At 67.7% G+C, this 11,211-nt stretch carries 10 protein-coding genes and 1 pseudogene; 3 read left to right on the top strand and 8 right to left on the bottom strand.

The features are described from left to right. Positions 1–84 precede the first annotated feature (84 nt). The 3 genes from JHN45_RS48620 to JHN45_RS48630 all read right to left on the bottom strand — a co-directional run bounded on the left by JHN45_RS48620 (position 85) and on the right by JHN45_RS48630 (position 2,765). Positions 85–681 carry a histidine phosphatase family protein gene (locus JHN45_RS48620; RefSeq protein ID WP_201055882.1) on the bottom strand — a complete coding sequence of 199 codons (597 nt, stop codon included), beginning with the start codon at positions 679–681 and terminating at the stop codon, positions 85–87. 103 nt (positions 682–784) lie between these two features. Then, the gene (locus JHN45_RS48625; RefSeq protein WP_200717721.1) at positions 785–1,222 is read right to left on the bottom strand and encodes a GNAT family N-acetyltransferase; all 438 of its coding nucleotides are present in this window, start codon (positions 1,220–1,222) and stop codon (positions 785–787) included. A gap of 115 nt (positions 1,223–1,337) precedes the next feature. After that, positions 1,338–2,765, bottom strand: a complete 1,428-nt coding sequence (locus JHN45_RS48630; protein WP_201055883.1) for a PLP-dependent aminotransferase family protein — start codon at positions 2,763–2,765, stop codon at positions 1,338–1,340. Between JHN45_RS48630 and JHN45_RS48635 the strand changes: the two genes are divergently transcribed. After that, complete coding sequence (locus JHN45_RS48635) at positions 2,764–3,705, top strand: DMT family transporter (protein WP_201055884.1); 942 nt, start codon at positions 2,764–2,766, stop codon at positions 3,703–3,705. The genes JHN45_RS48630 and JHN45_RS48635 overlap by 2 nt on opposite strands. A gap of 93 nt (positions 3,706–3,798) precedes the next feature. After that, a complete protein-coding gene (locus JHN45_RS48640; RefSeq protein WP_200714460.1) occupies positions 3,799–3,993 on the top strand; it encodes a DUF1918 domain-containing protein in 195 nt (64 codons plus the stop codon). Position 3,994: 1 nt separating this feature from the next. Here JHN45_RS48640 and JHN45_RS48645 read toward each other — a convergent pair. Then, positions 3,995–4,318: pseudogene (locus JHN45_RS48645) on the bottom strand (hypothetical protein); the annotation flags it as partial. A 31-nt stretch (positions 4,319–4,349) separates the two neighbouring features. On the opposite strand from JHN45_RS48645, the gene JHN45_RS48650 reads away from it, so the two are divergent. After that, the gene (locus JHN45_RS48650; RefSeq protein WP_201055885.1) at positions 4,350–5,918 is read left to right on the top strand and encodes a recombinase family protein; all 1,569 of its coding nucleotides are present in this window, start codon (positions 4,350–4,352) and stop codon (positions 5,916–5,918) included. A gap of 157 nt (positions 5,919–6,075) precedes the next feature. Here the strand turns inward: JHN45_RS48650 and JHN45_RS48655 are convergent, their stop codons facing one another. The 4 genes from JHN45_RS48655 to JHN45_RS48670 form a co-directional block, all read right to left on the bottom strand. Further along, positions 6,076–7,566, bottom strand: a complete 1,491-nt coding sequence (locus JHN45_RS48655) for a replication initiator (protein ID WP_236584940.1) — start codon at positions 7,564–7,566, stop codon at positions 6,076–6,078. Between the two features lie 857 nt (positions 7,567–8,423). After that, a complete protein-coding gene (locus JHN45_RS48660) occupies positions 8,424–9,668 on the bottom strand; it encodes an IS256 family transposase (protein WP_201055886.1) in 1,245 nt (414 codons plus the stop codon). A 518-nt stretch (positions 9,669–10,186) separates the two neighbouring features. Beyond that, complete coding sequence (locus JHN45_RS48665) at positions 10,187–10,606, bottom strand: hypothetical protein (protein WP_201055887.1); 420 nt, start codon at positions 10,604–10,606, stop codon at positions 10,187–10,189. Positions 10,607–10,663: 57 nt separating this feature from the next. After that, positions 10,664–11,077 carry a hypothetical protein gene (locus tag JHN45_RS48670; protein WP_200717765.1) on the bottom strand — a complete coding sequence of 138 codons (414 nt, stop codon included), beginning with the start codon at positions 11,075–11,077 and terminating at the stop codon, positions 10,664–10,666. Positions 11,078–11,211 lie beyond the last annotated feature (134 nt).

An 11,211-nucleotide genomic window follows, 5' to 3' on the forward strand; every position in this document is an offset into this window, starting at 1 on the left:
GGCCCGCGAAGGATCTCGTGCTCAGCACGGACTACCTGCGCGTGGGCTGAACTCCGCCTGCTTTCCCCCGAGTTGGCCGGCGGCTCAGACCACCCGCCTCGACTGGACCGCCGCCCCGTCGAAGCGCAGGTTCCAGCGGCCCGCGCTGCCGACGACCGTGGTGGTCGACAGGGGGCGTACATCGAGGTTCCAGTAGGTCGAGGGCGGGGCCTTGAGGGCGTAGACCAACGCGGCCCGGATGACGGAGGGTTCGGCGACGGCGACTATCCGGCCGCCGTCCTCGACGGGCCGGGTGTCCAGCCAGCCGCCCACCCGGGCGATGAAGGAGAGCAGCGACTCGCCGCCGTGCGGGGTGGAGCGCGGGTCGGCGAGCCAGGCGTCCACCAGTGCCGGTTCGCGGGCCATCGCCTCGCCGAGCGTCAACCCGCGCCAGCGGCCCATGTCGCAGTCCCGCAGGGCGAGTTGCACCAGCGGGGTGTAACCGAGGCCGTCGCCGGTGGTCCGGCTGCGCGGGGTCGGCGAACAGTAGCGCAGCTCCGCCGCCGCGAGCGGCAGCAGAATCGGGGCGGCGCGCTGCACCTCGTCCCAGCCCGCCTGGTCAAGCGGCCGGTCGTCCTCGAAGCGCTCCGCGAGCAGCGGGGAGCTGCGCGCGGCGGCGACGAACGTGACCCGAAGTTGCATGCGGCGATGGTGATCCGCCGAAGTACGCAGGTCAAGGGGGGCCGGGTGAGAGTTACCCAGGGTGGGCGAAACCTTACTTCGAAGTCAGGACCAGGCGGACAAGTCACTCGAAATACAGGGCCATCCATTGGTCGGGCCGTTCCAGTGGCTTGAATCCGACCTTCTCGTACACCCCGTGGGCGTCGTGCGTGGCGAGCAGGATCCGGCGCAGTCCGAACGGCCGCAGCTCCTCGCGGACGGCGGCGACGAACGCCGTACCAATGCCCTTGCCGCGGGCCGACGTGTCCACGTACACGTCGCACAGCCATCCGAACAGCGCGCCGTCGGTCACCACGCGCGCGTACGCGACCTGCTCGCCCGAAGCGGTGTCGTAGACCCCGAAGTTCATCGAGGACGCGACGGCGCGGTCGTGCTGCTCGCGGGGGCGGCCCTTCGCCCAGTAGGCGTCGGTGGACAGCCAGTGGTAGGTACGGTCCAGGTCGACGCGGGTGGTGTCGGCGGAGAATTCGTAGCCGTCGGGGAGGCTGGGGATGTCGTTCATGGCGGGAGAATCGCAGGCCAAGAACGTGGGCGTCGAGTGGTTTTCATCCTGCGGGCCGGTGGGGGCCGGGCGCGCCCACGCGGCGGAGCCGCAGAATGTCACCGCCCCGCGCCCCCTACGGGGCGCATGCTGCCCTCAGTCTCCGTACCCCCTCCGTGATCTCCCCCGTCCCCGCGACCGCCGCGAAGCTCAGCCTGATGTGGGCGGCCGGGGGTTCGGCGCTGAAGTAGGGGCGGCCGGGGGTGAGGGCGACGCCCGCGCGGAGGGCCGCGGTCGTGAGGGACTGCTCCTCCGTGCCGGCGGGGAGGCGGAGCCAGAGGTGGTAGCCGCCGGAGGGGATGTGCGGGAGGGAGAAGTCGGGGAGTTGCAGGCGCAGGGCCGCCGTCATGGTGTCCCGACGGGTCTTCAACTCGGCCGAGATCGCGCGGAGATGGCGTGGCCAGGCCGGTGAGCCGACGAGTTCGAGGGCCGCTTCCTGGAGCGGGCGGGGGACGAAGAAGGTGTCGACGACCTGGATGGCCCGCAGGCGTTCCAGTACCGGTCCGTGCGCGGCGAGTGCGCTGACGCGGAAGCTGGGTGAGGTGGCCTTGGTGAGGGAGCCGACGTGGACGACGACTCCGTCGGGGTCGTCGGCGGCCAGCGGGGGCGGCAGCGGGCCCGCGTCCTCGTGCACCAGCCGTCGTACGAAGTCGTCCTCGATGACGAACGCGCCCGCGTCCCGGGCGATGCGCAGGATCTCGGGGCGGCGGGCGGGGGCCAGGACGGCGCCGGTCGGGTTCTGGAAGAGGGGCTGGCAGACGAAGACCCGGGCGCCGGTCGCGTGGAACGCGTCGGCGAGCAGGGCGGGACGTACGCCGTCCGCGTCGACCGGGACGGGGACCGGGCGCAGACCGGCCGCCCGCGCGATCGCCAACATGCCCGGATAGGTGGGTGATTCGACGAGGACGGGGGCACCCGGGGGTGCCAGGGCGCGCAGTGCGGTGGTCAGCGCGGTCTGGCCGCCCGCGCTGATCAGGACGTCGGCGGCGGTGACGGCTCCACCGATGCCGCGTGCGAACCACTCGCGCAGTTCCGGCAGGCCCTCCATCGGCGGCCGGCCCCAGGCGCCGGGGCGCCGCCCGGCCCGGGACAGGGCCGCCGCCATCGCCCGCTCGGGCTGGAGGGAGGGGTGCAGATAGCCGCCGTTGAACTCGATCACCCCGGGCGGCGGGGCGGCGAGCGTGGCCAGGACCGCGGACGCGTCGACCGTGCGCGGTACGACGTCGACGGCACCGTCCGCGCTGAGTGCGACCTCCTGCCAGGAGGTGTCTCCCGTGGCGGCGGCCTCGGGGCGGGGGGTGGCCCGGAACGCGCCGGCGCCGGGGCGGGTGACCACCAGTCCCTCGGCGGTCAGCTGCGCGAGGGCGCGCGAGACGGTCACCGGGCTCACCCGGAACCGCTCGACGAGCGCCCGGCTCGACGGCAGCTTTCCACCAGGAGAGTAGCGGTCGAGTTCACGTCGTAGATGATTCGCCAGTTCACCGACACTGCTACGCTCTTGCATGAGAGCACATGATAGCGCTACTGCACCGAGCCCGATAGCGGTCAGCACCGCCCCCGCCACCACCGGGACGGCAACGGCGGCGAAGGTGCCCGCCGGTACGGTCCTCGCCGCGCTCGGTGTGATCGCCTTCTCCCTCACCTTCCCCGCCACCGCGTGGGGGCTCGAAGGCTTCGGCGCCTGGTCGTTGGTGTCCGTGCGCTGTGTCCTCGCCGCGCTGATGGCGGGCGGCTGTCTGCTGGCGCTGCGCGTGCCGGTGCCCGCCCGCCGGCACTGGGCCGGGCTGGCCGTCGTGGCGGCCGGAGTGGTGGTCGGCTTCCCGATGCTGACCACGCTCGCACTGGAGACGTCGACCACCGCGCACGCCGCGGTCGTCGTCGGCCTGCTGCCCCTGACCACCGCCGCGATGTCCGCGCTGCGCACCGGCATCCGCCCCTCGCGCACTTTCTGGACGGCCGCGTTGGCGGGCGCGGGCGCGGTGCTCGCCTTCACGATCCAGCAGAGCGGCGGCGCGCTGACCAGCGCCGACCTGTATCTCCTCGCCGCGCTGCTGGTCTGCGCGGCCGGCTACACCGAGGGCGGCCGGCTGGCCCGGGTGATGCCCGGCTGGCAGGTCATCGCCTGGGCCCTGGTCCTCTGCCTCCCGCTGAGCGTGCCCGCCGCCGCGATCGCGCTGTCGTACGACACCCCGCAGCTCACCGCGCACAGTGTGGCCGGGGTGCTGTGGGTCGCCGCCGGTTCGCAGTTCCTCGGACTTGTCGTCTGGTATCGGGGCATGGCGGCGATCGGGGTCCCGAAGGCCAGCCAGTTGCAGTTGGCGCAGCCGCTGCTCACGCTGGTGTGGTCGGTGTTCCTGCTGGGCGAGCACCTGCCGGTGGCCGCTCCGCTGACGGCGGCGGCCGTGCTGGTGTGCATCGCCGTTACCCAGCGCGCCCGGAGTTGAGGGGCGTGCGCGACCCGGTCCCGGCCGGGCGGGCCGCCGTAGACTCGAAAGGCATGGACCGCTGCTCCCGGACTCGGTGAGGAGGCGCTGCAGATGCGTGCGACCGTTGGCGACAGGCTCGTCCAGCACGGCAGGGTGGTCGGCGTGCACGACCAGGTCTCGGAGGTCGTCGAGGTGATGGGCACGGAGGGCAACCCGCCCTACCGCGTCCGCTTCCCCGACGGGCACGAGGCCGTGATGTCACCCGGCCCCGACTGCGAGGTCAGGCACCAGGACACGGAACGGTAGATCAGCGCGGGGGTTTCGCCGGCTGCCCGTAGTGGTCGGCGACCACCCGTGCCATGGCCCCGACCGGGTCGACCGCGACGTCCCGGGCGGCGAAGAAGACATGCCCGCCGACCTCCGGGTAGCGGTCGGCGAGGGTGAGGTGCCGGGAGAGTTCGGCCGGGTCCTGCCAGGCCGCGGGCTGCGCCGGGTCGCCCGCCTTGTAGAGCGCCTCGCCCAGGTACAGCTTCGTCTTCGAGCCGCGCGCGACCGCCGCCCACCAGGGCAGCAGCTTCGCGTAGTCGGCGGGGGCGAAGCCGATGTTCCAGTACAGCTGCGGCCACATGTATCTGAGGTGACAACAGCTCTACGCTGGTCACATGACGACTGCGACAGTGAGCCGTGAACACCCTTGGACAGAGGGCGAGTTGGCCGAGCTTGCGCACCTCAAGTCCCTGAACGAGCAACTCCCGGAGGACTCTCCGCGCGCACTGCTCTCTGTGCGCCTGTCGATCCTCACCGACGACACAACATCGCCGGTACGCCAGGAGTTAGACCTCTGGCGCAAGGCGAACGACGACAGGGTGAGAGTCGTAGGGGTCGCCAGGGACCTGAACGTGTCGGCGACCAAGGTCCCGCCTTGGAAGCGCAGGGAACTGGGGAAGTGGCTCAACGACCGCTCCCCCGAGTTCGACGTCCTGATGTTCTGGAAGCTGGACCGCTTCGTCCGCCGCATCCTGGACCTACAGGTGATCATCAACTGGTGCCAGGAGTACGGGAAGAACCTCAAGTCCCTTCACGACCCCATCGACCTCTCCAGCACGATAGGCAAGACGATCGTCTCTCTCATTGCTGGTATGGCCGAGATCGAGGCGGCGAACACCGGAATCCGGGTTGCCTCTGTGTGGCAGCACGCGAAGACACAGGAAACCTGGATCATCGGCCGTCCCCCGTATGGATACGCGACAGAGAAGGACAAGGGTGAAAAGGTCCGCCTCGTGATTGCCCCTGTCGGCCACAGGGTCTTGCGCTGGGCTTACCGAGCGGCAATGCGCGGTGTCTCTGCCTCAAAGATGGCCAAGATTCTCAACCGCGCAGGAATCCCGGGATCCAACGGAGGAAAGTGGACGTCAACCACACTCCTGCTTCAGCTCCGTAATCCGGCAATCAAAGGACTTCGGGTTGAAGTCGCCGGGAGGTCTGGGCGGAAGCGCTCGCAGGAAGTTCTCGACGCCAAGGGAAATCCAATTCAGGTGGCGGACCCCATCCTGACCCGCGAAGAGTTCGACGAGCTACAGGACGCCCTGGACCGAGCCAGCAGAACTAATGAGACTCCGTGGACGGCAGGGGCAACCAAGTTCCTCGGCGTGATCGTCTGCCGCAACTGCAAGACCAACTACACCGTACGAACGTCGACCAGCCGAGGAGTTCGGTACAAGTACCTTCGCTGCCGCGTATGCGGGGGCAAGGGAGCAGACCCTCAAGGGCTTTACGCAGCTCTCGTGGACGCCGTACTTGAGGAGCTTGGGGATCACGCCATCGAGTACAGGGAGTACGCCCGTGGCGCGGAAATGCGGGATCAGCTCCGGCAGTTGGAAGCGTCCATCAAGTACTACATGGAAGGCCTCGCCCCAGGAGGTCGCTTCGACCGAGGTGAGTTCGTCAAAGAGACCGCAGAAGAAACTCTTCAATCCCTGCTCAAGCAGATGGATGACATCGATCCGGAGAGCGCCAAGGACCGGTGGGTACTCGTTCACGGCGGTCGCACTTACCGGCAGCAGTGGGAGGCTGGCGGCATGGAAGGCATGTCCCATGACCTCATACGCGCAGGGATCAAATTCGAAGTGGGCTACAACGAGTCAAACGAGCTTGAGGCGGATCTACTGATTCCTGAAGACGTGAGAGAGCGACTGGTAATCCGAGCGGACGCCTTCAAGACTGGTTTCTGAGGATACAAGGAGCCCCGACCCTTTCAGCAGGTCGGGGCTCCTTTGCGTCAGAACTTCTTCACTCGTACGAGCCTTCGCTCCCCTTTCTCACTTACTCGATAAACGCGAATCGTCAGCCCTTTAGCGCACCGCACTCCCCTCCCCTTCTTCGCATCACTCACGGCCACTCACCCCACTGGTCCGGGTCATCCCGTGCCTCCCTGGCCAGTTGGAGATTGCGCGCGTGATCTTCGGCAATTCCGAGAGCAAGGCCAGCCGCACCAGGCGTATGGCCGGAGCCGACGTAGCGCCAGGCCGACTCCGTGACTACTTCCGGACCATCGGGCTTGGCATCGCCCCTGCGATGGTCGGAGCGCTCCTCGCGCAGTGCTCCGTACGTGGTGGAGTAGCGACGGGATTTGGTGAGGATGTGGCCCCGGTAGCCAAGGCTGTGAGCCCACGGGCGAAGCCCGAGGTGTTCCAGTTCGGCCACTCCGCCCAAGCGCCAGCAGGTACCCATCAACGCCCGTACGTGGCTGTTCACGACCGCCGCACGGATGTCCTCCAGGCCAGTAACCCGGTAGTCCAGTCCGGCCGCAGTCTCCGCCGCCCCCTTGGTCACGTACTTCGCCACATACCCAGCCACAGCTGAATCTGACGGCACGTCACCATCGGAGACCGGCCCAATGGGATGAGCGTCGAACTGCCCGCCCCAGCCGACTCGTTCCGTGCCGTAGGCGCCCGAGCCAGGCATCGTGACGAAGCTGGACGCAGCAGCGTGCTCGACCGCATCGAGGAGCAGTTCCTCGGTCGCCCATTCCGGAGCTGGTGAGCTGGGCCCCTCCGGACCGTCCAGACGCACGACCGCGTGGAAGTGGATCGCCGCGCGCCGTTGGAACTCAGCGACTTTGGCGAAGGACACCACCAGATGGTCGCTGAGTTTGGTGCGCGGTATGCCACCGGCCGAGGCAAGGTGGCGGCGTACGGCTGTGGTGAACCGGTCCCACAGCTTCCCAGCGTGCGCGTGCCACAACACGTGCCCTGGATAGTCGTAGCAGTCAGGGCACAGCGGAAGGCCGACCACGGGTTCATCCTCGGTGTGCATCAAGCCACAGCCGAGCCGCCACCCATGCTCGCATCGTGGATCATCCCGGCGAGGGCGGCAGCGCTCCCCGTCCAGCACCCGGTGCACCGGCCCGAAGGACGGAGCAGTCAGGGTGACGAACAGTCGGAATCGATCACTCACCGCATCAGGCACGCCCTTGCCGCCGGACAGGCCAGCACGAACGAGTTGGAAGGTGTCCCCGGCATGCAGGCGAGAGCATGGCTCGCACACCGAGGCACGCCGGTTACGGCAGCGCACGGCCAGCCGCTCACCCGGTTCTCCGGCGGTCGAGTAGGACGTGATCACCTCACCCGTGACGGCATGGCGGATGACCGTCGAGCCGGACAGGTAGATCGGATTGGCGCAACCGCCAATCGCTTTGATCTGCTCCTTCCAGCGCGAAAAGAGCGGATCATTGACGAGCCGTATAAGGTCACGGTCCGCCTCTGAAAGATCTTGCAGACGTAGTTCGCGTGCCAGCGCGCCGGTACGCTCGGCCGGAGCGGACGACACGGCAGGCAGGCGGGTTTCCGTTTTGGTTTCGTTGCCGGATTCGGCAGACATGACGCGGCCTCCAGAGCCTCAAATCGGAAATCAGGTAGCGGGTGTTCATGGGTTCTCCTCAGCGCTCCTAGGGCGTTCATCTCAGACGCGCCCCGGTTGGACGCGTTCAACTTGCCTTGCAATTATAGGAGTTAGCACCGTAAGTGGCCCCTAAGTTTCCGGCGTGATTGCCCATCTAAAACAGCCAGAGCGAAATCGGGAAAAGCCAGCTCAGGGTGCACGGATCAGACGGGCTGCATTCACGCAACCGAATTACCCAGGCTCTCCCGGCATCCGAGGGCATGCCGGGAGAGAGGGAAGCACGCTGTCTGTCAGTGGTGGACCAAACGTCCCTGATCGGCCGGTGATACCTCGCGCCGTGCGCCCATCGGGAGACGGGAACGGTCGGCCGTTCGGGACGTGGCGGAATCTGGCTTTACTTCTTGAACGGTCGGCCGTTCGGGACGTGGCGGAATCTGGCTTTACTTCTTCCAGGGCGCGCCTTCGGCGCGCCGCCGCGACGGCTACCGCACCCCGGCCCGGCGTGCGGCCTTCGGCCGGTCCGGTCCGGGGCGCCACCGTCGCGGCGCAGCCAGCAGCCCCGGATGTGCACCAGATCCAGCACGACTCCATGCTGCCCGTGTCGATCTCTTGGACTGTGGCCCAGGGCTCACGACCTCCAGCAGCTAGGCCACCAACCCGCACCGCGACACCCCGCCGGTCAGTCCAACAGCCTCTCCCTCCCGGTATCGGGCGGCTCGACGCCCGTCGAGTCCAGCACTGGACGTTCACCCTCTTGGGCCGGGGGCCGACGGCCTACGAGGCTTTAGGCAGCCACCATGGGGCGGCCTCGGGTCATGTCCCGTGGGGTGGTGTAGTCACGGCAGCTGTTTCGATTCCGGTTGCGGGGTGATCTGCTGTTCGGGCGGGGCTGGCTTGGTGCTGAAGAGTTCGGCCATGGAGGCTTCGGAGAGGTAGCGGCGGTCGAAGACCTGCCATTCATCGTGGAGTTCGGCCAGGACGGCGGCGGCGAGCCGGTCCAGGGCGGCGGGGTTGGGGAAGACCTGGACGACGTCGGCCCGCCGTTTGATCTCCCGGTTCAGCCGCTCCAGCGGGTTGGTCGACCAGATCTTCTTCCAGTGCGCCGGCGGGAAGTCGGCGAACGCGGTGATGTCTGTTGCCGCGTCCAGCAGCATCGTCTTGACCTTCGGGAACTGCCGTCCGAGCATGTCCGCGACCACGTTCAGCTGGATGCGGACCTGCTCGCCGGTGGTCTGCGCGAAGATCGTGCGGATGGTGGCGGCGACCATTTCCCCGGAACCCCTCTCGATCACCGAGAACACGTCCCGGACGAAGTGAACCCGGCAGCGTTGCCAGGCCGAGCCGAGGAAAACGGTGCGGATCGCGGCCACCAGACCGCTGTGGCTGTCGGAGATGACCAGCTGGACGTTGTCCAGGCCGCGGGCCCGCAGGCTGCGCAGGAACTTCGTCCAGAACGGCTTCGACTCACTGTCGCCGACCATCAGTCCGAGGATCTCGCGGTGCCCGGTGGCGGAGATGCCTGTCGCGATGACCACGGCCTGCGAAGCGATCCGGTGGTTGACCCTGGCCTTGCAGTAGGTGGCGTCCAGGAAGACGTGGGGGAAGACGGTGTGCTCCAGCGGCCGTTCCTTGAACGCGGTCAGTTCCTCGTCCAGCTCACCGCAGATCCTGGAGACCTCGGACTTGGAGATCCCGCTGTCCGCGCCGAGTGCTTTGACCAGGTCATCCACGCTGCGGGTGGAGACGCCGTGCACGTATGCCTCCATCACCACGGCGAACAAAGCCCGGTCGATCCGCCGCCGGCGTTCCAGCAGCGACGGGAAGAACGACCCGCTGCGCACCTTCGGGATCTTCAGGTCCAGGTCACCGGCCTGCGTGGTCAGCAGCCTCTCCCGGTGTCCATTGCGCCAGGTCGTGCGCGTCTCGGTGTGCTCACGCGGCCCGGCACCGATCACATCGGTGGCCTCGGCCTCGATCAGCTCCTGCAGAATGCGCTCGCACACCACCCTGATTGCTTCAGTTCCGTCGGCCCGACGTAGTGACTCCAGCAGCCGCATCAGCTCAGACTGGGACAAGGCCATCGCGTGCTCCTCCGGTCGAACTGCCCGTTCACCAAGGAGACTTGCGCGATGGCCTGCCCTTGCTCAGGGAGCACGCCCCGCCGGCAGATGCACGCCCCGGGCAGACACCCGCGCGTTCCGGAACCCTGCCCGGCTACACCACTTCACGGGACGCGATCTCAGACGGGGTCAGGACCCGCGCGAAAGTCCCCTCCACGACTTTGGTCCTCGGGTCTGCCCACTCAGGGTTGGCCGCTGAGCCGGCCCGGCGTGCTGGTGAGATGCTGATGCGTCCCTCTCCGCCGGGTGCGGACGCAGCCCAGGTGAAGGGCGGACGTACCTGGGCCCCCGTTCTTCTGGGCTGCTCGCTCGCTTCTAAGACGGGGTGGAGCGGGCCTAGTCAAGGGTGACCCGGAGGGTCATCGGCGTAGCCGACGCGTAGCGCAGCGGAGCGCCCTTTACTTGGTCCGTGGAAGCCCGACACTGGCAAAGAAGCGAGTGGCCCAACGGTGACTTGTAGAGCCACGTCCGCTGTCGCGTCATGACGTACAGACGTTCTTGAGCCTGTCCGCTGCCGCGTCGATCTTGCTGGAATCCGGGTTCGTATCGCCGTTCAGGATCGCCTTGTTGTAGTCGGAGATCGCCTTGTCCAGATCGTCGACGGCCTTGTTGATCTTGCTGTCGTCCGAGTCCGCGTTGATCTTGTCGAGGTTCTTGTCGATCGTCGTGATGGATTCGTCGGTGCGGGTCGGATCCTTCGCCGCGTCGACGCCCGCGTCGTGGATCGCCTTGAGGCTGTCGGAGATGGTGTTCCAGTTCTTCAGACAGTTCAGGGAGTTGGAGGCGTCGGAGGTGTCGGTCGGGTCGCAGGCCGTCAGGAGTCCGGCCGTCAGGGCTATGGCTGCGGCTGTGGTGGCCATGGTGGCCGTACGGCGGATGCGCGGGCGATGCGTGGTCATGGGAAGCCTTTCGGATCGGAGCAGGTTCGGTGGGGGACTGCGGTGCGGATCGGACCGTCAGGCCCAGGGCTCGTCCGTCGAAGGGTGGGGCGAGGTCTTGGCCGGTCCCTTGCGGAGGTTGGAGATCAGGCCGCCCGCCGCGCCCAGGGAGACCAGGCCCATTCCGGCCGCCGTCGCGATGCCCTTGGCGCCGTCCATGGCGAAGTAACTGACCACGGCCACACCGCCGTTGAACAGGAACAGGAACCACAGGGTCGACGTCTTCGACAGAAACGCCTTGATCTTCGGCTTCTTCGCGATACGCGAGCCCGTCAGCAGCGAGACGGCGATACCGGCGAAGGTGGCCGCGGTCTTCGCCGTACCGTCGAGCACGGCGCCGGAGGCCGTGCTCGCGGCGAGGCCGCCGATGAAGAACGACCACAGCAGCAGGTTGGCGATGAACGACTTCACGGCGGCGAGCAGCGATTTCACGGGATTTCCTTCGGGGATCGGTGGGGCGGAGGGGAGGATCGGAGGGGCGTGATCTCTGGCCTCTACGATTCCGTCGCGCGCTCGCCGTCACGAGGGACCGTTCTCCCGGATGCATGGTGTAGCGCGCTACACCA

The sequence above is a fragment of the Streptomyces sp. MBT53 genome (genome assembly GCF_016654115.1).
In the GTDB taxonomy this organism is placed as follows: domain Bacteria; phylum Actinomycetota; class Actinomycetes; order Streptomycetales; family Streptomycetaceae; genus Streptomyces.